Here is a 23920-nt window from a genome sequence, read left to right on the forward strand (position 1 = left end):
TGACAACCCTCCTCCGGTGGCCGGGCGTGCGGGCGCCCGGCCACCGGGAGGCGGGACTCAGGCGAGCGTGATCGACTCGCCGTCGACGGTGATCTGCTTCTCCTCCAGCGGCTGACGCGCCGGGCCCGAGGTCGGCGAGCCGTCCTCGATGGAGAACAGGCTGTTGTGGCACTTGCAGACGATCGAGCCACCGTCCACGCTGCTCACCGGGCAGCCCTGGTGCGTACAGATGTTGCTGAAGCACTTGAACGTGCCCGCGGCCGGCTGCGTGACGACGACCTGCTGCTCCGCGAGGATCACGCCGCTGCCGACCGGGACGTCCGCGGTCTTGGCGATCGCGTTCGCCGCGGCGTCGCCACCGCCGGCCGACGGCGCGCTGCTCTCCGCGCCGGTCGTCGAGGGGGCACCCGTGGTCGGGCCGGTCCCCGCCCCCGAGCTCGTGCTCGGCGAGTCGGTCTCGGTGCCGCACGCCGCGAGCGCGGCGACCGCACCCACGGAACCGGCGCCGACCAGCAGCATCCGGCGCGACGCGGTCCCGGCCTCGAGCACCTGCTCGTTCTTCATGCTGTAACCCCTCCTGTTAGCCCGCGGTGCGCCGGCCGCTGTGCCGCCGTGCGCGTCCACGTCCATAGACACGGGTGGCGGGCCCGGCCGGTTCGACGAGAACCGGCCGGACCTCCCCACGTCCGTTACTCACGGTAGAGAACACACCTGTGCGTAACAGATGAACCCGGGCACAGTTCGCTGACAGAGGGTTGACCGCTATCGGCTGGCCGTGACCTTGGCTCGACTGGAACGAGCCTTCGTGGCCGCGGCCGGTTTCACCGAGTTGACCTTTTCTCCGTTCGCCTTCGCGGCCCGCGCAACCGCGTCCTTCGCGCCGGCCGGCTCGCCCTCGAGGCCCAGCATCGGGCGCAGGAACCGGCCGGTGTGGCTCTCCGGCACCTCGGCCAGCTCCTCCGGCGTGCCCATGGCGAGCACGGTGCCGCCACGGTGACCGCCCTCCGGGCCCATGTCGATCAGCCAGTCGGACGACTTGATCACGTCGAGGTTGTGCTCGATCACGATCACCGTGTTGCCCTTGTCGACCAGGCCCTGGAGGACCAGCAGCAGCTTGCGGATGTCCTCGAAGTGCAGGCCGGTGGTCGGCTCGTCCAGCACGTACACGCTGCGGCCGTTGGAGCGTTTCTGCAGCTCGGAGGCGAGCTTGACGCGCTGCGCCTCGCCACCGGAGAGCGTCGGCGCGGGCTGGCCCAGCCGGACGTAGCCGAGCCCCACCTCGACCAGCGTCTTCATGTGCCGGTGGATGGAGGTGATCGGCTCGAAGAAGGTCGCGGCCTCCTCGATCGGCATCTCCAGCACCTCGGAGATCGTCTTGCCCTTGTAGTGCACCTCGAGCGTCTCGCGGTTGTACCGCGCGCCCTTGCACACCTCGCACGGGACGTAGACGTCCGGCAGGAAGTTCATCTCGATCTTGATGGTGCCGTCGCCCGCGCAGTTCTCGCAGCGGCCACCCTTGACGTTGAACGAGAACCGGCCCGGGCCGTAGCCGCGCACCTTCGCCTCGGTGGTCTCCGCGAACAGCTTGCGGATGTTGTCGAAGACCCCGGTGTACGTCGCCGGGTTCGACCGCGGGGTGCGGCCGATCGGCGACTGGTCGACGCCGACCACCTTGTCGATCTGGTCGAGCCCGGTCACCCGGGAGTGCCGGCCGGGCACCATCTTCGCGCCGTTGATCTGGTTGGCCAGCACCTTGTAGAGAATGTCGTTGACCAGGCTGGACTTGCCGGAGCCGGACACGCCGGTGACCGAGATCAACTGCCCGAGCGGGAACGGCACGGTCACGCCGCGCAGATTGTTCTCCCGGGCACCCTGGACGACCAGTTCCCGATCGGGGGTACGCGGCCGGCGCACCATCGGCGCCGGGATCGACTTGCGGCCGGAGAGATATGCCCCGGTCGCGGACTCCTTGTTCTTCAGCAGCCCGGCGTACGGCCCGGAGTGCACCACCCGGCCGCCGTGCTCACCGGCGCCCGGGCCGATGTCGACCACCCAGTCGGCCTGGCGGATCGTGTCCTCGTCGTGCTCGACCACGATCAGCGTGTTGCCCAGGTTCTTCAGCCGGACCAGCGTCTCGATCAGCCGGTGGTTGTCCCGCTGGTGCAGGCCGATGGACGGCTCGTCCAGCACGTAGAGCACGCCGACCAGACCGGAGCCGATCTGGGTGGCCAGCCGGATGCGCTGCGCCTCGCCGCCGGACAGCGTGCCGGCCGGCCGGTCCAGCGACAGGTAGTCCAGGCCCACGTCGACCAGGAACCGCAGCCGGGCGTTGATCTCCTTGAGGACCCGCTCGGCGATCATCTTCTGCCGGTCGTTGAGCTCCATCTCGCCGAGGAAGTCCGCGCACTCGCCGATCGAGAGGTTGCAGACCTCCGCGATCGACTTGTCGTTCAGCGTGACGGCCAGCACCTCGGGCTTGAGGCGGGCACCCTTGCACGTGCCGCACGGCACGTCCCGCATGTAGCCCTCGTACTTCTCCCGGGACCAGTCCGACTCGGTGTCCGCGTGGCGCCGCTCGATCCACTGCATGACGCCCTCGAAACCGGTGTAGTACGACCGGTCCCGGCCGTACCGGTTCCGGTACTTGACGTGCACCTGGTCCTCGGAGCCGAACAGGATCGTCTTCTGCGCGCGGGACGACAGCTTGCGCCACGGCGTGTCCAGCGTGAAGTGCTCCTGCTCGCCCAGCGCCTCCAGCAGACGCAGGAAATACTCCTGGGTCTGGCCGCCGGCCCACGGCTGCACCGCGCCGTCACGCAGCGTGCGCTCGGTGTCCGGGATGACCAGCTCGGGGTCGATCTCCTTCTTGGTGCCGAGGCCGGTGCACTCCGGGCAGGCACCGTACGGCGCGTTGAACGAGAAGACCCGGGGCTCCAGGTCCTCGATCGCCAGGGGGTGCTCGTTCGGGCAGGCCAGGTGCTCGGAGAAGAGGCGCTCGCGGTCCGGGTCGTCCTCCGGCTGGTCGACGAACTCGAAGATGACCAGGCCGCCGGAGAGGCCGAGCGCGGCCTCGACCGAGTCGGTGAGCCGCTGCTTGCCGCTCGCCTTCACGCTGAGACGGTCGATGACTACCTCGATCGTGTGCTTCTCCTGCTTCTTCAGCTTCGGCGGGTCGGTCAGCGGGTGGACCACGCCGTCGACCCGGGCGCGCGCGTAACCCTTGGTCTGCAGCTCGGCGAAAAGGTCGACGTACTCGCCCTTGCGGCCGCGGATCACCGGGGAGAGCACCATGAACCGGGTGCCCTCGGGCATCGCGAGGATCCGGTCGACGATCTGCTGCGGGGACTGCTTGGAGATCAGCTCGCCGCAGACCGGACAGTGCGGCACACCGGCGCGGGCGAAGAGCAGGCGCAGGTAGTCGTACACCTCGGTGATCGTGCCGACGGTCGAGCGCGGGTTGCGCGACGTCGACTTCTGGTCGATCGACACCGCGGGCGAGAGGCCCTCGATGAAGTCGACGTCCGGCTTGTCCATCTGGCCGAGGAACTGCCGCGCGTACGAGGAGAGGGACTCCACGTACCGCCGCTGGCCCTCGGCGAAGATCGTGTCGAACGCGAGGCTGGACTTGCCCGACCCGGAGAGGCCGGTGAAGACGATCATCGCGTCGCGTGGCAGATCAAGGGAGACGTCGCGGAGGTTGTGCTCACGCGCGCCACGAATGATCAGTCGGTCGGTCACTGCCCGCCCACTTCCCAGCTCAAAAAATGCCATACCTGTGGTCTGTGTCACATTGGGCCGCTCGACGGCCCGGGATGTTCCAACGCCTCTTACCCCGGTTGAACTCCCGCTTCCCCGATCGGGGTACTAACAGCAGGTCAGACCGCAGAAGAGCGCCGCAGGCGACTCTAATCGGGGGGTACGACATTTTCCGTTCGCGGCGTTCAGACCGGGAGGTCCGACACCGCCCACACCCACGCGCCCCCGACCAGCACAGGCTCCCGGCCGAGCAGGTCGGTCACCGTGGTCCTCAGGATCTCCGCCTGCGCGTGCCGCTCCCCCAGCACGAGCGCACCGGCCTTCCAGTATTTCAGGTCCTCCCGCGCGGCGGCCCGATCGGCCGCGGTGATCACCGGCGCCGTGCCGGACCGGACGATCTCGAACAGGATGTCCGACGTGCGGCGGGCCGGCGCGTTCCAGGTGCCGGTGGTGTCGATCTCACCGTTCGTCGGGCCCATGAAGTAGCCGCGCGGCACCGGCGCGTCCAGCGCGGCGAACGCGGCCATCCGCATACCCTCGCGGCCCACCGTCACCTCGGGCAGCGGGACCGGGACCAGCGAACGGCCGTCCGGCACGAACTCGCGCCACTCGCCGGACGTGATCAACTCGGGCATCGGCGTGGCCGGGACGGTGATCAGCGGCTTCGGCGCGACCGGGAGCAGCGCGACCGCGACCGTCACCCACCAGAGGACCGCGCGCCGGCGTACCGTGGCCGGTGCTTGCTCCTGGTGTGCGTTTTCGATCACCCGATCGGTGGCGAAGGCCAGCAGGAACGCGCACGCCCACACCACGACCATGGTGAAGCGCGTGGTGGTGATCAGGTTGATCAGCGGCAGGTGGCTGACGAAGAACAGCGGCATCGGCACCTCGGTGTCCTTGCCGCCGACCACCAGCGTCGGCCCGGACGCGATGACCACGAAGACCAGCCCGGTGATCACGACCGCGCGCATCGCCTTCGACCGCCAGGTCAGCACCGCGCAGACCACCAGCACCACGACCAGCGGCAGCCCGAAGAAGCTGTTGTCCTCGGTCGCGCTGACGCTCAGCGACTCGGCCAGCCCGGTGTGGCCGGCGATCGACTGGCGGGCGTAGAACACGTACGACGCGAGGTCGGTGACGTAGACGTCCGGCGTGAACGGCAGGCCGCGGTAGTGCTGGCGGCCGAGGAACTGCTGGAACAGCGGGTACGCGAGCAGCACGCCGGAGGTGCCGGCCGCGACCGCGAGGCTGATCAACCCGGGCTTCCAGACCGTCTTGATCCGGTCGCGGTGCATCAGCAGCCACGACACCGTGAAGATCGCGCAGGCCAGCGCCACGAAGAGCAGGATCTCCTCGTTGACGAAGACCTGAGCGGTGATCAGCAGGCCGAGGAGGACGCCGTTGCGCACCGGCCTCCCCGGTTCGCGGATCTTGGCAACCCGCCAGAACAGGAACGGCACCAGGATCAGCACGGTGAAGTTGATGTGCCCGTTCGCGTGCGAGATCATCGTCGGCGCGAAGCCGCCCCACAGCCCGGCGACGAACGCGGCGCTCCGGTGACCGACGAAGTGCCGGCCGAGCACCCAGTACCAGGCCGCGGCCGTACCGGCCAGCCCGACCGTGATCAACAGCGCCATCGAGACACCCGGGCCGAACCAGTGCGTGATGGGCGAGACCGGGACGCCCAGCGCCAGGATCGACGTGTTCGCCATCATGTTGATGCCGTCCGGGAAGTTCAGCCGGTCCGTGAAGAACAGCGCCTCCCCGTGGAAGACCGCCCGCTCCGCGTGTGCGAGCACGAACAGGAAGAACCCGTGGTCGTCCTCGTTCGCCGCCAGCACCCGGCCGTTCGGGCCCGCCCAGAGGCGCGAGGTGACCAGCACCGCCAGCGCCGTATAGACCACGCCGGCTATCACGTCCCAGCGGCGGTGGGATCCGGGCCGGCCGTCGGGCTTCGGCGTCGCCTCCTCGGGCGCGCTGTCCAGGACTCGCACCCGCGCATCATGCCAGAACCCGCGCCTGGCGTCCCGGTCGCTACGCTGGGACCTGAATCGATCATCGATGTATGGGGGCGCTCGTGTCGTACACCGGTCATGTCTCTCCGGGCTCCGGCCCGGCCGTGCGCGAGCTGCCCGCGCTGACCATCACGAAGCAGTCCGTCGGCGGCGCCTCCGACAACAACGCCTACCTGCTGCGCTGCACCGCCACCGGCGCCCAGCTGCTGATCGACGCCGCGAACGACGCGTCCGCGCTGCTGTCCCTGGCCGGCTCCGAACTCTCCACCGTCGTCACCACGCACGCGCACGGCGACCACTGGGGTGCCCTGGCCGAGGTGGTCGCCGCCACCGGCGCCGCGTCCGTGGCACACCGCGACGACGCGCCGGAGCTGCCGGTCGTCACCCGAACGGTGGAGGACGGCGACACGATCACGGTCGGCGAGGTCACGCTGGAGGTCATCCACCTCGTCGGCCACACACCCGGCTCGATCGCGCTGCTCTACCGGGACCCCGCCGGCACGCCGCACCTCTGGACCGGCGACTCGCTCTTCCCCGGCGGGGTCGGCAACACCCGCGGCGACCGGACCGCCTTCGAGTCCCTGATCACCGACGTCGAGACCAAGCTCTTCGCCCGACTCCCCGACTCCACCTGGTTCTACCCCGGCCACGGCGACGACTCCACGCTCGGCACCGAACGCCCCGCCCTCCCGGACTGGCACGAACGCGGCTGGTAGGAAGCCTGTACATATTGGGATTACGCTCCGGACATATGGAGATCGGCATGGCCAAGGTTCTCATCGACGTCGATTAAGCGGGACTCGCCGAAGCCGCGAAGCTGCTCAGCAGGCGGACCGAGACGGACCGTCTCGGATACCTTTCGCCGGACGGCTCGGACGCGCCTGGCCGTTCACCGGGCCCGGCGGAAGGGACCGCCGGCAGTCATTAGTCGCCACCGACCTCAGAAGACCGTGCCGGCGTCGGCGGGGATTAGTCGGTCGAGGCAGCGTTCGACCAGGGCGGCGACGGTGAGGGTGGGGTTGCAGGCGGCGCGAGCCGGGGGCTGGCGTACCCGCGACCAGGGTTTGCAGGGTGTCACGGATCGCGGTTCGTGCGGCGGCGTCGGCGGCGGCGGCGGCGGCTGAAGACGTCGCCGTCCGGCTGCAGCATGACGCCGTCGACCAGCGGCAACCCGCCCACACCGGCGCCGGTGATCACATCCATGCCGTCGCCGCGGACACGTTCGAAGAGACCGGCGTACGGGCGGTAGACCACCGGCGGCATGCCGGGGTAGACCGGCGTGGGCGTGAACCAGGACGAGCGGCGGTCGGGCGCGAGGAACGGCGGGAACGTGTCACCGCCCGGCAGCACCGGCCAGCGCCGCCCCCGCTCCAGCACCACGCTCCGCACGCCGGCCTCGGCCAGCCGGTACGCCGCGATCGCGCCGCCGTACCCGGACCCGACGATGACCACCCGGTGGTGTTCCCGCCGCGGGGCGCCCCTTCCCCGCGCGCCGGGCAGGGACGGCAGCATCGCGGCGGCACCCAGCGCCAGCACGTTCCGGCGGGTCAGTTCCACGGCCACGGCAGCTCCTCACCGGATCGGCTGCACGCATTCTGAACCCACCCGGACCTCGACGCATGTCGATCACCACGGCTCGGCCCGTCATCCGGCGAGCCGGCCGGGTCACCGAGGTGAACGACGCCGCCGGGGCACGGGCGGGCAACGAACTCACCGGACTTCCGCAACTGAGGTCCACGGCCTCCGTGATCGACGGCGCGGCCGGCCGCCGCCGGGCCGGTGCGGTACCGCGGGCGTGTGAGCGGTGGCTGGCCGGGAGCGCATAGAGTGGCGCGCGATGGACCCGCGGAAGATCCTTGTGGCGCTGGCGGACCTGGCGCCGGCCAGGTCGGAGCTGGTGCTGGACGTGACCCGGGCCGGGCAGCCGTTCGCGTGGCTGGAGGAACCGGAGCGGGCGCCGGTGGGGCGGGTCGGTGACCGGTTCGCCGGGCTGGACGCGCTGCACCGGGAGGAGCGGGTGCTGCGACGCGGGCTGGGCTGGGTGCTGGGCAGCGCGGAGATCGGCGGGGTGCGGCGGCGGGTGCGGGTGCCGTTGGTGTCGCAGCCGGTGCGGATGGAGCGCGGGCTGCGCGGGCGGCTGCTGCCGGCCGGGGATCTGGAGATCACGCCGCTGCTGGCGGACCGCGGGCTGGCGGCGCGGTTCGAGGAGGCGTCGGGGCTGGGCGGCCCGGGGTGGCTGACCGCGCCCGGCACGAAGGCGTGGATCTCGTCGCTGGCCTGGGCGGCCGAGCTGCCGGTGCGCGACGTGCTGGAGCCGCCGGTCCGGAAGGCGCCGGCGGAACACCTGGTGGCGTACGCGGTGGCGGCGCTCTACGTGGCCCGCGACGTGGCCTCGACCGGCCCGCGCGACACGCTGCTGACCTGGTCCAACCGCACCGGCCTGGAACACACCGCGCTCGACGCCGTCTACCGCGGGACGGACGGCGGCGCGGACCCGCAGGCGGGCGAGGAGACCGGCGAGCGCGTCCGCTCGCCGCTTCCGCTGAACGCGGCGCAGCGGACGGTGGTCGCGCGCAGCCGCCGGGAGCGGCTGGTGGTGGTGTCCGGGCCGCCGGGCAACGGCAAGTCGCACGCGGTCGTCGCGGCCGCGCTGGACACCGTGGACCGCGGCGGCTCGGTGCTGATCGCCACCCAGTCGCGGCACGCGGCCGAGGTGCTCGGCGGCCTGCTGGACCGCTATCCGGGCCCGGTGCCGGTGCTGTTCGGCGACGCGGAGCGGCGCGAGGAGATCGCCACGAAGCTGACCGCCGGTCTCGGCGAGGGCGTACCGCGGAGCCGCCTGGCCGAGGACGCGCGCCGCGCCGACGAGGCCGCCGCGACCGTGGCGCGCACCGAGCGGGAGATCACCGCGGCACTGGACCGGGAGGCGCTGGCCGAGCGGCTGGAGGAGTGGCTCCCGCTGCTGCCCGCGCTGCGTACCGACGTACCCGCGGTCTTCGCCCCTGATTTTGATCTTGATCGGGCCCGGCGGCTGCACGGCGAGGCGACCGCGGAGGCGCACGGCTGGTGGCGGGCCTGGCGGCGGCGCCGCGCCGCGGCGCGACTGCGGGCACTGCACGAGGACCACGACCGCGTGGGTACGGCGTTGCGCGCCGCCGCGAGCGTGCGCGCCGCCGCCGAGCTGGCCGCGTCCGGCGGCACCGACCTGGCCGCGCACTGGGACGCGCTGGCCCGCGCGGACGACGCGCTCGCGGCCGCGACCGGCACCCGGATGCGCCACGACGCGACCAGCGCGGCCCGCTGGGACGCCGCCGCCCGCCGGAGCGCGTCCGCGCTGGCCGCCGCGCTGCGGGCCGGACGCGCGCGGCGCCGCGAGGCCCTGGCCGCGCTGGACGCGCAGGCGCTGGTCCGCGCGCTGCCGCTGTGGGTCGGCACGGTCACCGACGCGGAGGATCTGCTGCCGGCCGTACCGGCGCTGTTCGATCTGGTGATTCTGGACGAGGCCGCGCACATCGACCAGCTCCGGGCCGCGCCGGTGCTGGCCCGGGCCCGGGCCGCGCTGATCGTCGGCGACCCGCGTCAGCTGCGGTTCGTCTCGTTCGTCGGAGACGCGGACGTGGCCGTGACGCTGGCCGCGCACGGCCTCGGCGAGTACGCGGACCGCCTGGACCTGCGCCGGATCAGCGCGTTCGACCTGGCCGCCGGCGCCACCGCGGTGACCGTGCTGGACGAGCACTACCGGTCCGTGCCGCACCTGATCGAGTTCTCCGCGCGGCGCTTCTACGACGACCGGATCGCGCTGGTCACCCGCCATCCGCGGACCGAGGCCACGGACGCTGTCGAGGTGCGCACGGTCACGCCGGAGACCGAGATGGAGGCCGTGGTCGCGGAGGTCCGCGCGCTCGCCGCGGAGACCAGCATCGGGGTGATCACGCCGTTCCGCGCGCACGCGGACGCGCTGGAGGCCGCGCTGCTGGCCGCGTTCGGCGTCGACGAGATCGAGGCGATGGGGCTGCGGGTCGGCACGGTACACGCGTTCCAGGGCGCGGAGGCGGACGTGGTGGTGGCGTCGCTCGGGCTCACCGACGCGGACCCGGCGTCCCGGCACCGGTTCGCCGCGGACCCGAACCTGTTCAACGTGCTGATCACCCGGGCACGCCGCCGGCTGGTCGTGGTGACCGCGCAGCGGGACGCGTCCGGGCTGATCGGCGACTTCCTCCGGTACGCCGCGGAGCCGCCCCGCCCGGCCTGCGCACCGCCGGACGCGGCCAAGGGCTGGGCCGCGCGACTGGGCCGCGAACTGGCCGAGTCCGGCGTGCCGGTCCGGGCCGGCTATCCGGTCGGCCGGTGGAGCGTGGACCTGTGCGCCGGCGAGACCGGCCTGATCTGCCGTGTGCACCCGGACGGCCCGGCCGCGCACATCGAGCGGCAGCGCACGCTGCGGCGCGCGGGCTGGCGGCTGCACGACGCGTTCCCCACCCGCTGGGACGGCGACGCCACCCGCGCCGCCCTGGAGCTGGCCGGCCCGACCGGCGAGTCAGCCGGTGATGTCCCGCGCCCGAGGCATAGCGACATCCAGGCCTAACGATGACTAAGTCAACCCGGGACGAACCGTCCTAGATCTGATAAAGATAGGTCCGGAGGTGGGAACAATGGCGTTCTATCGTTCCGTCGGCGAGGTTCCGCCGAAACGGCACACCCAGCACCGGCGCCCGGACGGTGGCCTCTACTACGAGGAGCTGATGGGCGAGGAGGGCTTCTCCGCCGACTCGTCACTGCTCTACCACCGCGAGATCCCGACCGCGATCGTGGACGCGTCGCCGTGGCAGCCACCCGGCCTCGGCACCACCGCGAACCATCCGCTGCTCCCCCGGCACTTCAAGCTGCACGACCTGTTCAAGGACGCGGACGAGGCCGACGTGGTCACCGGGCGGCGCCTGGTCCTCGGCAACGGCGACGTGCGCATCTCCTACGCGGTGGCCAGCACGCCGTCGCCGCTCTACCGCAACGCAATCGGCGACGAGTGCGTCTACGTCGAGTCCGGCAATGCGATCGTGGAGACCGTGTTCGGCACGCTGACCGCGACCGCCGGCGACTACGTGCTCCTGCCGCGCGCCACCACGCACCGGTGGGTGCCGCAGAGCCGGGAACCACTGCGTGCGTACGTGATCGAGGCGAACAGCCACATCGCGCCGGCCAAGCGCTACCTCTCCCGGTACGGCCAGTTCCTCGAGCACGCGCCGTTCTGCGAGCGGGACCTGCACGGACCGGGCGCACCGCTGCTCGCCGACGGCACCGATGTCCCGGTGCTGGTCAAGCACCGCGGCGGCGCCGGGGGCGTGACCGGCACCCGCTACGTCTACCCGAGGCACCCGTTCGACGTGGTCGGCTGGGACGGCTGCCTCTACCCGTACACGTTCAGCGTCCACGACTTCGAGCCGATCACCGGGCGGGTGCACCAGCCGCCGCCGGTGCACCAAGTGTTCGAGGGCGCCGGGTTCGTGATCTGCAACTTCGTGCCCCGCAAGGTCGACTATCACCCGCTGGCCATCCCGGTGCCGTACTACCACTCCAACGTGGACAGCGACGAGGTCATGTTCTACTGCGGCGGGAACTACGAGGCGCGCAAGGGCTCGGGCATCGGCCAGGGCTCGATCTCCCTGCACCCGGGTGGCCACCCGCACGGCCCGCAACCCGGCGCCTACGAACGCTCGATCGGCGTGACCGAGGTCGACGAGCTGGCCGTCATGGTCGACACGTTCCGCCCGCTGGAGCTGGGCGAGGGCGCCACCGCCTGCGAGGACCCGGCCTACCCGTGGAGCTGGGCCCGGTGAGCCTGGGTGCCGCCGCCTACGGCGTGTTCAGCGTCGGGGACGGGCCACGGCGGCTCGGTGCGCTGGCCGGGGATCGCGTGCTCGACCTGTCCGCGGCCGGGATCTTCGCGGCCACCTCGCTCAACCCGCTGCTGGCCGCCGGACCGGCCGTGTGGCGCGAGGTGCACGACCGGCTCGCCGACGTCGCCCTGGAAGAACACACACACCCCGCCGGCACGGTACGGATGCACCGCCCGTTCGACGTGGCCGACTACGCGGACTTCTACGCGTCCGAGCACCACGCCACCAACGTGGGCCGGATCTTCCGCCCGGACGCGCCGCCGCTGCACCCGAACTGGAAACACCTGCCGATCGGCTACCACGGCCGGGCCGGCACGGTCGTGGTGTCCGGCACGGACATCCGCCGCCCGGCCGGCCCGCTCGGCCCCGGCGAGTTCGGGCCGACGCGCAAGCTCGACTTCGAGGCGGAGGTCGGGTTCGTGGTCGGCGTGCCGTCCCGCGGGCCGGTGCGCTGCGACGACTTCGCGGCGCACGTGTTCGGCGTCTGCCTGGTCAACGACTGGTCGGCCCGGGACGTGCAGCGCTGGGAGGCAACGCCGCTCGGCCCGTTCCTCGGCAAGTCGTTCGCCACGTCGATCGGCGCCTGGGTCGTACCGTTGCATGCTCTGGCTCCGGCCCGGACCGCAGCGCCGCGGCAGGAACCGCTGCCGCTGCCGTATCTCCGGGGTGACCGGCCATGGGCGCTGGACCTGGAGATCGAGATTCGGATCAACGGGTACGTGGTGTCCCGGCCCCGGTTCGCGGACATGTACTGGACGCCGGACCAGATGCTCGCGCACCTGACCGTGAACGGCGCAACGCTGCGCACCGGCGACCTGTTCGCGTCCGGCACGATCAGCGGGCCGGCCCGGGACCGGCGCGGCTGCCTGCTGGAACTCTCCTGGGACGGACGTGACCCACTGCCGCTCCCGGACGGCGGCTCGCGCACCTACCTGGAGGACGGCGACACGGTCTCGATCTCCGCGACCGGTCCGGCCGGCGTCTCGCTCGGCACCGTCACCGGCACCGTCCGCCCTCACTCCTGACGGCGGCCCACGTAGTAGACGGTGGCGGCGGCCGCGGCGACCATCAGCACGGAGACCGCGCCGAGGCCGGAGAGCGGCGTCAGCATGGTCTCCGGCGCGGCCTCGCTGCCGAGCAGCACCATCATCGGGCCGACCGGCGGCACCACGCGCAGCAGCACCATCGCGCCGACCGCGCCGACCGCGGCCAGCACGGCCACGCCGGTACGCCGGATCAGCAGCCGCGAGCAGAGCAGGCCGACCGCGATACCGGCGAACGCCGCGGTCAGCTGCGCCAGCACGCCGACCGCGAGGCCGGGGCCGGTGATCGGGTGCCGGCCCGCGTAGAGCGGATAGATCAGCCCGGTCAGCGTCAGCAGCGCCGCGACGAACGTGGCGGCCAGCACGTTCCCGGCCAGCACGCGGGTCTCGCCACCGGCCGCGGTCGCGGTCATCGCGCGCTGGGTGCGGTCCTCCGTGTTGACCAGCACGACGGTCAGCCAGGTCATGCAGAGGAACAGCACGAGCGCGCAGGCCGAGTACGTCTCGGCCAGCGGTCCGGCGTCGCCGGTGGTGAGCACCATGATCGCGGCGCCGAAGAGCAGGATCGGCGCGATGTACGCCTGGCTGCGCACCAGCATGGAGAGCGAGTAGCGGGCCAGCGCGATCATCGGGCCTCCTCCGCGACGTCGGTGTCCTTCACCAGCGTGAGCTTGGGCCGCGGCCGGGGCTGCGGCTTCCGCGGCGCGGGGGCCGTGCGGGCGGGCGGCGGCTCGTCGGCGGCCGCGCTGTCGGCCCCCGCCGCGCTGTCGGCCCCCGCCGCGCTGTCGGCCGGGGCATGGCGGGAATCGTCGTCCGGCCGGTCACCACCGGAGACACCGTGGCCCTCCGAGTCGCGGCCACCGACACCTGCGACACCCCGATCGCCGCCGGAATCGCGGTCACCGCCACGCTCCCGGTCATCGACAGCACCGCGCTCGTCGCCGCCCCGGGAAGGCGCGACGGCCTCGGCGTCCGGCCTTCCGTCCGCCGCACGCCACGCGTCGCCGGGCCGGACGCCGCCCGACCGGCCGTCGTCCCACCCCGCATCGTCGTCGGGCCGCTGGTCACGCTCGTCCCCGTCCCGATCGCCCCGGGCCCCGGCCGCACGATCGTCGTCGGAGCGAACCCCCGCGCCGAACGCGTCGACCTCGTCCAGGCCCGCGCGTGCCCGCTCACCGGTCACCACCGGCACCGGGGCTGAACGGCGGACCGACTGCACCGACCAGCCGTTGCCGAGCGCCTGGAAGATCAGCTCGTCCGCGTACTTCGCGACGATCTCCAGCGTCACCACCGCGTCGTCGCGGCGCGCATCGAGCACGCCGGGCAGCCGCCACCAGTCCGGCTCGGGCGCGTCCAGCGCCGCGTCGACCAGCTCCACGAACGCGAGCGTCTCGCCGGGCGGTGCGGTGGAGAGCCGGCCGCTCGCGATCCGGTAGATCACCGACGCGCTGGCCGAGACGACTGCCTCGCGGTGGTCGGTGAACACCACGGCGCCGCCCTCGCGCGCGGTCTCCGCGATCAGCTCGGCCAGTACCTCGTGCGCGGCCGCGTCCAGCCCGGACCACGGCTCGTCCAGCACCAGCAGCTGCGGCGGGACCATCAGCGCCTGCGCGACCGCGACCTTCTGCGCGTTGCCCTTGGACAGCCGGCGCAGCTCCGCGTTCGCGCCGCCGACCAGCGCGAGCCGGGTGAGCAGCTCGTCCGCCCGGGCCACCGCGGCGCGCGTGCTCAGGCCCCGGATCCGGCCGATGTGCTTCAGGTAGGAGCGCGCCGAGATGCGCGCCTGGGTGGGGAACCGCTCGGGCACGTAGCCGACCACCCGTGGCCGGGCGATCACCGCGCCGGACGAGACCGGCGAGAGCCCGGCGACGATGCGCAGCAGCGTCGACTTGCCGGAACCGTTGCCGCCGACCACACCGACGACCTCGCCCGGATAGATCACCAGGTCGATGTCGTCCAGCACGGTGCGTGATCGATCGTATCGCTTGCCGACGCCGCGCAGCTCGACGAGGCCAGCCATGACACCTCCATATTCGCAGGCATCCGCCCGTCGCCCGGCCCAGCATACAAACCGAGGAGCATTCGCGGGGGTACGGGAAAGCGCCGTCACCCACCCGAAGACGATTACTCGCAGTGATCATCTCGTCGCGATCAGATCCACCACGATGAGCAGCGCGACCACGTCCCACCCTCGCCAGAGCTGCCGCAGCAGGTCGATCGGGAGCAGCCCGAACGGCGTCTCCACGACCGGCCCGTCGTAGACCAGCGACGGCCGGGTGCCCGAGCGGTACACCGCGCCGCCCACGCCGAGCAGCAGCACCACGGCCAGCCACGGCGGCCGCTCCCCCGCGACCGGCGCGGTGACCATGAAGAACAGTGCGGCGGCGAGCACCGGCACGGCCAGGTGCGCCACCTTCAGCTCGGTGTCGCCGCCGCCGAGCGCGCGCCGCAGCCCGGGCGACCGGGTGATCGCGCGCAGCCCGCCGGCCAGCCGGTCCCCGGCCAGGAACGCGGTGAGCACCAGCGCCGGGCCGGCCAGCCCCGGGACCGCGAGCGCGACCGCGTACTGCACCAGCACCAGCGCGGCCCAGCCGAGCAGCGCGGCCCGCCGCCGGACGGCCCGGCGCAGCTCCGCCTGGGTCAGCGCCCACCAGCGCGGACCGGCCCGGAACCGGCGGCTGCGCACCCGGCCGAGCGCACGCCAGCGGCGCACCTCCAGCAGGTCCGCGATCAGCGTCGGGTCCAGCATCACCGCGGCCGCGGCGGCGCTGCTCGCGAACTGCGCGCCGGTCGTGGTGGTGGACCGGTCCAGCCTCCGCAGCGCCCGGATCGCGAGAACCACGGCTGTTCCGGCCACCACGAACACGGGCGGCGAGACGAGCGGGTGCATCGCGCCGGACGGGCGTGGCAGCGCCGTGCTCAGAAAGTGCAGCGCCACCACCGTGGCCGCGACCAGCGCACCGGCGGCGAGCAACACCCGGCCCGGCAGCTCCGCCACCCACCGCGCCCGCCGCGCGCCCTGCGCCACCACCGCACCGGCGCCGGCCAGCAGCCCGGTCGCGGCGCCGAGCAGCGGCACATGCACGGTGCTCTCGCCGGACAGCGCGCCGAACAGGAACCCGAGCAGCGCCACCGTCGCGGTCGCACCGGCCAGCAGGCCGGCGAACCGGGGCAGCAGCAGCGCCCGCCGGTCGACCGGCGCGCTCGCCACCCAGGACTGCAGCGCCGGCCCGACGAAGACCGGGCCGAGCGCACGCAGCCCGGCCCAGCCGAACCCGGCCGCGGTCAGCACCGCCGCGATCACCAGCCACCGCTGCTCGGCCGGGTCACCCGCGTCGACCAGCGTGGACCCGAGGAAGTCGCGGCCCATGTCGACGAACGCCCAGCCGTAGAGCGCCGCCAGCAGCGCCAGCAGGTAGAGGTCGGTGAGGAAGTCGCCGAACGACGTGCTGTGGTGCCGCCGTCGCAGCCGCCGCATCCGCGCCCGCACCTCGCGGGCACCGGCCGGACCGCTCACGCGCCGATCTCGATCCGCACGTCCGCGACCGCCGCGATCAGCTCCTCGTCGTGCGAGGCCAGCAGCACCGCCACCCCGGCCGCCTTCTCGCGCAGCAGCCGCTCGGCCAGCCACGCCCGCCCGCACACGTCCAGCCGCTGCTCCGGCTCGTCCAGGATCAGCAGCCGCCGCGGTCGCACGAAGCAGGAGGCCAGCGCGAGGCGCCGCCGCTGTCCACTGGAGAGCGTGGCCGGCAGCTGGTCACGCGCCCGGTCCAGCCCCAACTCGGCCAGCACCCCGTCGACCGGGTCACCGCCGCCGTGCGCGGCCGCGAGCAGCTCCAGATGCTCCACCACGGACAGGTCCGCGAAGAAGTCGATGTCGTCCAGCGCCGCCGCCATGATCGACCGCGTCCACGGATCGGCCTCGTCCAGCCGCCGCCCCTCGGACCGCACCTCGCCGTCGTCCGGCCGCTCCGCCCCCACCACGCAGCGCAGCAGCGTCGTCTTCCCCGACCCGTTGGGCCCGGTCACCACCCCGGCCTGCCCCGCCGCCACCTCGAAACTCACGTCGTCGAGCACCAGCAGTTCCCCGAAGCTCCGCCGCAGCCCCCGCACCTCCAGCGCCACCATGGCGCCAACTCTGTCAGATCTGCCGACGACGCCGCGATCGCCCCACCGGCCGCAACGGCCCACCGAAGATAGACAACCTGCAATAAAAATAGATCAAAAAATGAGTGAATGCGATGTTCATCTGATCAATATTGAGAACCACTGGAAGTGTTCGGCGGACCTCCGAACCGGCTACTTGCCTCACCATTAACGACCATGCGAAACTCTTGCCCTGGAGGCGAGGGTCAATTCTCCACGGCGCCATGCATACGATCCGCCAGGGCGAACACACGTTCCATAAATCCCGGCCGCCGAACGTCATATCACTCTCACAGTGTCACGTTCGCGACACCGACACCTGTCGCACAATGCCCGCACCCAGGGGGAACAATGAGCATTGTCGCCGTCATGAATTACAAAGGTGGCGTCGGCAAGACCACCTTGACCGCGAACCTCGGCGGCGAGGTCGCCAAGCGCGGGCATCGAGTTCTTCTGATCGACCTCGATCCACAGGCAAACCTGACCTTCTCGTTCTACAGCCTTCCGCAGTGGCACGAAGGACTCGACCAACGCACGATCAAGCAGTGGTACGAGGGCGACATCCCCGGCCGGGAGGTGCCGCTCTCCGAACTCATCGTCACGCCCGAACAGGCCAATGACGCCATCAGTGACAACGGCGGCCGGCTGGATCTGATCTCTTCCCACCTCGGCCTGATTGACATAGACCTTCATCTGGCCTCGAAGCTCGGCGGCACGACGCTACAGGAGTCGAAGAGGCGTTACCTCACACTCCACGGCTGCCTGAGGCGCGCACTGCAGGACAAGTCGTTCGATGACTACGACCTGGTCCTCATCGACTGCGCCCCCAATTTCGGCCTGGTCACCAAGACCGCAATCGTCGCGAGCGACCACGTTCTCGTACCGGCCAAAGCCGACTACCTTTCCACCCTGGGAATCAGCTATCTGGCGGGCAGCTGCGACAAACTGGTCGAGGAATACAACGACTACGTCGGGCACGGCCCCAATGACGGCACCTCGAAAATCAATCCACGGTTCTTGGGCATCGTCTTCACGATGGTCAAGATCTACGCAGCGCGCCCCATCGGCACCCAGCAGAACTACATCGAAGAGGTTCGCGCGAACGCCGGGCTCCCCGTCCTCTCCACCGTCATGCGCGACAGCCCCCGGCATTACGGGGACGCCGGCGCACGCGGCATTCCGGCGATGCTGACCGCACCGATGAGCGACGACGTGGCGACCGAGTTCCGGCACCTCGCCGAGGAAATCATGCAGCAGATCTCCCTTGAAAAGGGCGGGCAACGATGACCGACCTCGCATCGCTGGTCGTCCAAGTGCAGCGTCGCTTCGCCGACTTCCTGGCGACGCTGTCGAATGACGACATGCTCGCTCTCGCCGAAGGCCGCGCAGGTCTGTCACTCACCGATCCGGCCGGGATCGCCAGAACCGCCACGCCGGTCGACGCGCCCGCCGCGCCGGCCACCAAGCCGAGAGCCGCCCGAAAAGCCACGGGAAGATCCGCGCCCAAGACGACCGGCCCCAAGCGAGGCACGCCCTCCCCGCACATCGACCATGCGGACGTAGCGAACCGGCTTCGGCAGATGGACAGCATCGACGACGGCTCGGCGCTGCTCACCGAGCTGAAACCGAAAGTCGACGACTTGAAGCTCATCGCCGAGCACCTGAGCACGCGAACGACCGGCACCAAGACTGAACTGACCAATCGGATTCTGACGCAGGCCATCGGCGCCCGGCTCAAGTTCGCCGGGCTTCGGACGTGGGATTGAGCCAGGGAGCGGGCGTGGTCGACATCGGGGAACCCACCAGAGTCATGCACCTCCACGGCGGGCGCCGGGTGACGGTCCGGGACCTGGTCGACGCACACTTGCTGACACCGGGTACCGCACTTCGTTTCGTACGTCGTCGCGTCGGCACGCAGCACGACGCCACGGTCACCGAGGACGGGCGCATCAAACTCGCCGACGGCGGTCATGAGGTGCCGTCGCCGTCACAGGCCGCACGTCTCGCCTCCGGCGCACGGGCGGTCGACGGGTGGCGGGTGTGGACGATTCTCGAGACCGGGAGGCCACTCGACGCGTTGCGTCAGGAGTTTCTGGACAACGCCGTTCGCACCGCGGGTGCCCTGGAGACGAAACAACTGGAACAGCGGGTGCACGAGCGTCTCCGGCAGGCGAGGGAACGGGCCGACGCCGATCAACCGGTCGAGTTCTCCGTCCGCGAACTGCTCGCGCTCTGGGGCGCCAAAGACCGAGGCGATCAGATCAGCCGGATCGAGGCCGACCTGGCGAACCATGGTCTGGTCACCTCTCCCAGCTTCCGTGCGGTCACACTCGACGCCTCGGTGCGTCTCGTCACGGCCCCCGCCGAGCCGGAAGAACCCGCACCCGAGGTCCGGGGTGACGACCCGGACCCTACCGACGACGAGCTCTCACCCACGAATGTCGGACTGACGGTGGGCAACCTCCCGTCCGCCCTCGGCGGAGTCGCCTTCGTGGCCCCGGACGCCGGTTTCGACTCGGCGATCACACTGATGCTGCTCAACGACTTCTCGCAACTCGCGGTCTTCAGCAATCCACACAAACTCAGAGGCGCCGTGACCTGGGAGTCCATCGCCAGAGCCCGGCATGCGAACTCTGCTGCCCACTTCACCAGCGGGATCGTGGAGGAAGCTCCAGTGGTCCGGTACGACAAGGAACTGATCGACGTACTGCCGATGCTGCAGCAGTTGGGCTTCGTGTTCGTGAAGAACGAGAAGAACGCCGTGGCGGGGATCGTCACCACCGCGGACGTCGTTTCGGCCTACGGCCAGATGGCCGGGCCGTTCTTCGAGATCGGGGAACTGGATCAGACGCTGCGCCGCATCATCGCACGCAATCTGGAGGTCGACGAGGTCTCCTCGCTCTGCGGCAAGACGTTCCGCTCCTTCGACGAGATGTCCATGGGTGATTACCAACGGGTTCTCAGCAACAACGACGTCTGGTCCCGCCTCGGCTGGCCGCTCGACCGGGTGATGATCACCAGACACCTCGATGCGACTCGCCGCATCCGCAATGCGGTGATGCACTTCAACCCGGACCCGCTACCGGCAGACGCGATGGCCAAGCTGCGAAAACTCAGTGCCCTTCTGAAGCAGTACAGCGACTGAGAGCCCGAATCGGTCATGGCCGACGACGCTCAGAGCGGGAGCACGAAGTCCAGAATGGTGGTCTGGCCGGCTTCGACGGTCGCCTCCGAAGGCTCGCCGACCAGGCTGGCCCCGTACCGGACGCGGAACTCGTAGCGGCCCGGGCTGAGGCCGGGCCAGCGGTATGCCCCAGTGCCGTCGGTGGCGATCACCTCCTCGCGGATGTCCGCGCCGCCGGGGACGTCCAGCGCGCGCGGCAGCAGGGCGGCGCCGGCCAGTGGGGTGCCGTCGGCGGTGGTGACCGTCCCGGCCACGACGCCGGTGTCGCCGGCGTTCGCGGGCGGCGGCGTCATCGAGCTGTCCACCGGCGTGTCCGGCCCGGAGCCGGGTGCGGCATCGCCGCCGCACCCGGCCGTGAGCAGTGCCGTCATCAGGATGATCACTATTCCGTGGCGCATCGTCCCTCCATGATGGAACCCGCGGTCCAGGACGCCACGGTCGCCGGTCCCTACAGACCGTTCCAGTACTGGAAGTTGGTGAACACGGCCTCGGTGATGCGGGTGCCGCGGTTGTGGTTGGAGAACGGCGGCGAGCCGCCGGTCCGCAGCCCGTACGCGTGGACGGCCAGCCCGCACGGGCCGCAGTCGTCACGATACGTGTAGATCGGGCTGCCGCTCTGCCCGCCCACGGTGTCGTTGTGGTAGAACAGCTCCCGGTCCTGGCTCACCCGGATCTGGTCGTAGCTGGCCCACTGCTCACCGTCCGGCTTGTCCCCGGGGTATCCGCGGGTCGACGTGCCGGTGCCGTTCAGGCTCGCGCTCTGCCAGCGGAACCCATACGTGCCCACCGTGTTGCCGACCGTGCAGTCCAGCTTGATCGCGCCGTAGTCGTACTGCGAGTTCCGGTCGTTGATCCAGCCGTTGACCGAGTGCATGCTGATCGACGCGCACGAGCCGTACGGCGCGGCGGTGCCGTTGCGGCCCGGCCAGGCGCGGACGCCCTGCCCGGTCCGCCAGCCACCGTTGTCGTGGCTGAAGACGCAGTGGCCCGCGGTGATCACCGTGTTCGGGCCGATCAGCCAGCCGGTGCAGTAGAAGATCGTCGCGCCGTTCGCGACCCGGGTGAGCTGGACCGTGGCGCTCGCCGGCCACCAGGTGGTGTCCGTCTCGCGGATGCGGTCGTCCGTGCCGATGACGCTCTGCGCGCCCATCAGGTTCTCCGGCCGGCCGGAGAGGTCCGCGGTGTGCGATGCGCCGTCCGAGCCGGTCACGCCGGTGCCTCGGGTCGCCGGGACCATCGTCACGTCCGGCATCGCGTCGAGCGCGGCCGCGCTCACGGTGGTGCCGTCGCTGGAGACCGGTGTGCTGGGATCCTTCTCGGCTGCGGTGACGGGCGCGGCCGTGACCAGCAGCATCCCGCCGATCGCGGCGCCGGTCAGCGCCAGCCGTGCGCGGTGAGTGAGGTTCATGGTGCGACTTCCTCCTCCGTAACGGTGGGAGGGCAGGACGAAGCGCCCGGAGGCCCCCGTCAGCGGCCGTGTGCCGGCCGCTCACCCCGCAGCGAAACGTATCGGAGAAGTTCGATAAAGAGTAGCCGATCAACGACACTGCGTCAGGCGGGCACCTTGGTGGCCGCGACCATGCGAGCCGACCAGCGCCAGCCGTTTACGTAGGCGCGGACCAGGTCGGTGCCGTGGGCGGAGGGGGCGACCGCGTCCAGGTCGCCGCGGGAGAACGCGTCGACGGTGCGGAGGACGTCGCCGAGGGCGCCGGTGCCGTCGATGAGCGCGTTGGCCACGTCGTCGGCGAGCGGGAGGCGATCGGCGAGCATGGCGGGGGTGAGGCTGAGGACCTCGGCGACGCCGCTGATCAGGCCGGCGGTGAACGCGGCGTCCGGTGCGGCACGCATGCCCTCGGCCAGGCTCTCGCAGAATCGGGCACGCAGCAGCGCGGTGGTGAGCTGCTCGTCGGTGGCCTCGACCGCGTCGCCGAGCGCCATGATCATCGCCCACTGGCGGATCTGGGTGAGGCCGAGCAGCACCACGGCCTGGCGGACCGAGGAGACCTTGTACGCCGCACCGGCGGCCGCGGAGTTGCTGGCCCGCAGCACGCGCAGCGCCAGCGCCGGGTCGCTGACGATCGTGCTGATCACCCGGTCCATGTCCGCCGCCCCGATCGCGGGCACCAGCTGCAGCCGGACCAGCCGGGACGGGGACAGACTGGTCGCGGTCATCACCCGGGGGCGGCTCAGCGCGTAGCCCTGGCGCAGCTCGAAGCCGTACCGGTCGGCCAGCGCGATGTGCTCCGCGGTCTCCAGGCGCTCGGCCACGATCTGGATGCCCGGGTACTCCCGGCAGACCTCGGCCACCTCGTCGAACCGGACGACATCGCTGTCCAGCATGTCGAGCTTCAGGTAGGACGCGAGCGGCAGCAGGCGCTCGTGCCCGGAGCCGTGCACGTAGTCGTCCAGCGCGATCTTGTAGCCGGCCTCGACCAGCGCGGTCACGCCGGCCACCACCTCGTCGTCCGGGTCGACCGTCTCCAGGATCTCCAGCACCACGTTCTCCGGCCCGAACGGCAGCGGCACCCGGCCGACGATGAACTCGCGGGTCAGGTTGATGAAGCAGAGCCGGTCGCCGGCCACCTCCGCGATGCCGAACTCGGTGAACACGTTGAGAATCACCTGACTGGTGGCGTATGCGTCCCGGGCGGACGCGTGCACCGCCTCCATGCTGCCGCGGAACAGCAGCTCATACGCCACGACCGTGCCGCGCGAATCGAAGATCGGCTGACGGCCGACGTGCACGCGCTGGGTGATCGACGGCATAGGGTTCACGCGCCGACGATCGGTGCCGCCGGGTTGCTCCTGAGGAATATTCCGGAGTGAGCAGCGGCACAGGCGCTAGACCAGTTCCGCGGCCGAGAGCGGCGGGGCCGACGGGTGGTAGCGGGCGGTGTGCCGCTGCCAGTCGTAGTTGCCGCGGATCAGCGTGTGCAGCGCAAGCCGGACGTAGCGGTCGACCGTGGCGCGCTCGGCCGCGGTCAGCCCGATCGCGGCCGCCGCGTCCGGCAGCAGCCGCTCCAGGCCGTCCAGCTCCGCGATCATGGCGTGGACCAGCGCGACCGTCTCGCCGACCGCGGCGGACCGGTGCAGGCCCGCGGTGTCCTCGAGCACCAGCACCGCGTTGCGCCGGGTGCCGCGGCGTGCCTCCTTCTCCACCGAGGCGACGTCGTTGCAGAGGCCGGCGACGTCCGCGGCGATCGTGCGCAGCCGGTGCAGCAGCGGCGTGTGGAACACGACGTCCGGCAGTTCGCAGCCCTGCACCCGCTCGGCCAGGTCGAGCACCGGGTACGCGCCCACGGTGGGCCGCCGCAGGCTCAGGTGCTCCGCGACCGTGGTGGGCGGCGCGAGCACCGGCGGCTGCGCCTCGACCAGCACCCCGGCCAGGTATCCGGCCCAGTCCTGCGCGGCCCGGGCCCGCCACGCCGCGGTCATCCCGGCGCAGCCGCGCGCCCACACGTCCACCCAGGCCCGGGTGGCCGGCACGTCGTGCCGCGGCCGGGTGCCGGGCGGTTCGTGCAGCAGCCGCAGCAGTTCCCGGGCGGCGGCGACCGCGGCCGCGCGCGGCCCGCCGGGCGCGTCGTCGAACTGGTCGTCGAAGAGGAACAGGAAGCACTGCAGGTTCGCGGCGAGCAGCAGGTCGTCGCCGCGCGCGGCCGGGTTGAAGCGGGCGGCCAGCTCGGTCAGCCGCCAGCCGGTGAGCCGCTCCGCGGCCGCGGCGCTACGGACCAGGCCGAGGTCGCACGCCCAGTCGAGGGTGGCGTCGGCGGCCTTGTCGATCTCCGCGGCCGTGAGCACGGCTGCCGGGTACGGAATGTCGAAGGCGACGCCCTGTGGCACGGAAACTCCCGGAAACATCGATTTCCTTCGTCCTATCACAGC

General features: G+C 71.4%; 19 protein-coding genes. 7 read left to right on the top strand and 12 right to left on the bottom strand.

Annotated features, from left to right (window positions below):
• Positions 1 to 57: 57 nt before the first annotated feature.
• The 3 genes from J2S42_RS11670 to J2S42_RS11680 form a co-directional block, all read right to left on the bottom strand.
• Positions 58 to 564 (bottom strand): Rieske (2Fe-2S) protein, encoded by a 507-nt coding sequence (locus J2S42_RS11670; RefSeq protein ID WP_307238451.1) that lies wholly within the window; start codon positions 562 to 564, stop codon positions 58 to 60.
• 198 nt (positions 565 to 762) lie between these two features.
• A complete protein-coding gene (gene uvrA, locus J2S42_RS11675) occupies positions 763 to 3738 on the bottom strand; it encodes an excinuclease ABC subunit UvrA (RefSeq protein WP_307238453.1) in 2976 nt (991 codons plus the stop codon).
• A 203-nt stretch (positions 3739 to 3941) separates the two neighbouring features.
• Positions 3942 to 5750, bottom strand: coding sequence for a glycosyltransferase family protein (locus tag J2S42_RS11680; protein WP_307238456.1), 1809 nt, complete (start codon positions 5748 to 5750; stop codon positions 3942 to 3944).
• An 83-nt stretch (positions 5751 to 5833) separates the two neighbouring features.
• On the opposite strand from J2S42_RS11680, the gene J2S42_RS11685 reads away from it, so the two are divergent.
• Positions 5834 to 6487, top strand: a complete 654-nt coding sequence (locus J2S42_RS11685) for an MBL fold metallo-hydrolase (RefSeq protein WP_307248708.1) — start codon at positions 5834 to 5836, stop codon at positions 6485 to 6487.
• Between the two features lie 358 nt (positions 6488 to 6845).
• Here J2S42_RS11685 and J2S42_RS11690 read toward each other — a convergent pair whose 3' ends face one another.
• Positions 6846 to 7334, bottom strand: coding sequence for an NAD(P)-binding protein (locus J2S42_RS11690; RefSeq protein WP_307238458.1), 489 nt, complete (start codon positions 7332 to 7334; stop codon positions 6846 to 6848).
• A gap of 274 nt (positions 7335 to 7608) precedes the next feature.
• On the opposite strand from J2S42_RS11690, the gene J2S42_RS11695 reads away from it, so the two are divergent.
• The 3 genes from J2S42_RS11695 to J2S42_RS11705 all read left to right on the top strand — a co-directional run bounded on the left by J2S42_RS11695 (position 7609) and on the right by J2S42_RS11705 (position 12690).
• Positions 7609 to 10356, top strand: coding sequence for an AAA domain-containing protein (locus J2S42_RS11695; protein ID WP_307238460.1), 2748 nt, complete (start codon positions 7609 to 7611; stop codon positions 10354 to 10356).
• A gap of 67 nt (positions 10357 to 10423) precedes the next feature.
• Entirely contained in the window at positions 10424 to 11605 is a 1182-nt protein-coding gene (locus tag J2S42_RS11700; RefSeq protein WP_307238462.1) for a homogentisate 1,2-dioxygenase, read from the top strand.
• Positions 11602 to 12690 (top strand): fumarylacetoacetate hydrolase family protein, encoded by a 1089-nt coding sequence (locus J2S42_RS11705; protein WP_307238464.1) that lies wholly within the window; start codon positions 11602 to 11604, stop codon positions 12688 to 12690. Before J2S42_RS11700 ends, J2S42_RS11705 begins: the two co-directional genes overlap by 4 nt.
• Here J2S42_RS11705 and J2S42_RS11710 read toward each other — a convergent pair.
• The 4 genes from J2S42_RS11710 to J2S42_RS11725 all read right to left on the bottom strand — a co-directional run bounded on the left by J2S42_RS11710 (position 12681) and on the right by J2S42_RS11725 (position 16836).
• Entirely contained in the window at positions 12681 to 13337 is a 657-nt protein-coding gene (locus tag J2S42_RS11710) for a hypothetical protein (protein WP_307238465.1), read from the bottom strand. The genes J2S42_RS11705 and J2S42_RS11710 overlap by 10 nt on opposite strands.
• Positions 13334 to 14728 (bottom strand): ATP-binding cassette domain-containing protein, encoded by a 1395-nt coding sequence (locus J2S42_RS11715; RefSeq protein WP_307238467.1) that lies wholly within the window; start codon positions 14726 to 14728, stop codon positions 13334 to 13336. Before J2S42_RS11715 ends, J2S42_RS11710 begins: the two co-directional genes overlap by 4 nt.
• A gap of 117 nt (positions 14729 to 14845) precedes the next feature.
• Positions 14846 to 16225 carry a DUF6297 family protein gene (locus tag J2S42_RS11720; protein WP_307238469.1) on the bottom strand — a complete coding sequence of 460 codons (1380 nt, stop codon included), beginning with the start codon at positions 16223 to 16225 and terminating at the stop codon, positions 14846 to 14848.
• Positions 16222 to 16836: an ABC transporter ATP-binding protein gene (locus tag J2S42_RS11725; protein WP_307238471.1), complete on the bottom strand. Its 615-nt coding sequence runs from the start codon at positions 16834 to 16836 to the stop codon at positions 16222 to 16224. The genes J2S42_RS11720 and J2S42_RS11725 overlap by 4 nt, the downstream gene beginning before the upstream one ends.
• A gap of 369 nt (positions 16837 to 17205) precedes the next feature.
• Between J2S42_RS11725 and J2S42_RS11730 the strand changes: the two genes are divergently transcribed.
• Genes J2S42_RS11730 through J2S42_RS11740 form a run of 3 tightly spaced genes read left to right on the top strand, consistent with a single transcriptional unit; the run spans position 17206 to position 19999 of the window.
• Entirely contained in the window at positions 17206 to 18141 is a 936-nt protein-coding gene (locus J2S42_RS11730; RefSeq protein ID WP_307238473.1) for a ParA family protein, read from the top strand.
• Positions 18138 to 18620 (top strand): NADH-quinone oxidoreductase subunit E, encoded by a 483-nt coding sequence (locus tag J2S42_RS11735; RefSeq protein WP_307238474.1) that lies wholly within the window; start codon positions 18138 to 18140, stop codon positions 18618 to 18620. Before J2S42_RS11730 ends, J2S42_RS11735 begins: the two co-directional genes overlap by 4 nt.
• Before the next feature lie 14 nt (positions 18621 to 18634).
• Entirely contained in the window at positions 18635 to 19999 is a 1365-nt protein-coding gene (locus tag J2S42_RS11740; protein ID WP_307238476.1) for a restriction system modified-DNA reader domain-containing protein, read from the top strand.
• Between the two features lie 29 nt (positions 20000 to 20028).
• Here the strand turns inward: J2S42_RS11740 and J2S42_RS11745 are convergent, their stop codons facing one another.
• The 4 genes from J2S42_RS11745 to J2S42_RS11760 all read right to left on the bottom strand — a co-directional run bounded on the left by J2S42_RS11745 (position 20029) and on the right by J2S42_RS11760 (position 23878).
• Complete coding sequence (locus tag J2S42_RS11745; RefSeq protein ID WP_307238478.1) at positions 20029 to 20436, bottom strand: carboxypeptidase-like regulatory domain-containing protein; 408 nt, start codon at positions 20434 to 20436, stop codon at positions 20029 to 20031.
• A gap of 50 nt (positions 20437 to 20486) precedes the next feature.
• Positions 20487 to 21446 (bottom strand): trypsin-like serine peptidase, encoded by a 960-nt coding sequence (locus J2S42_RS11750; protein WP_307238480.1) that lies wholly within the window; start codon positions 21444 to 21446, stop codon positions 20487 to 20489.
• A gap of 143 nt (positions 21447 to 21589) precedes the next feature.
• Entirely contained in the window at positions 21590 to 22804 is a 1215-nt protein-coding gene (locus tag J2S42_RS11755) for an EAL and HDOD domain-containing protein (protein WP_307248709.1), read from the bottom strand.
• Positions 22805 to 22879: 75 nt separating this feature from the next.
• Complete coding sequence (locus J2S42_RS11760; RefSeq protein WP_307238482.1) at positions 22880 to 23878, bottom strand: terpene synthase family protein; 999 nt, start codon at positions 23876 to 23878, stop codon at positions 22880 to 22882.
• Positions 23879 to 23920: the final 42 nt, after the last annotated feature.

The organism is Catenuloplanes indicus (assembly GCF_030813715.1).
Taxonomy (GTDB): Bacteria; Actinomycetota; Actinomycetes; order Mycobacteriales; family Micromonosporaceae; genus Catenuloplanes; species Catenuloplanes indicus.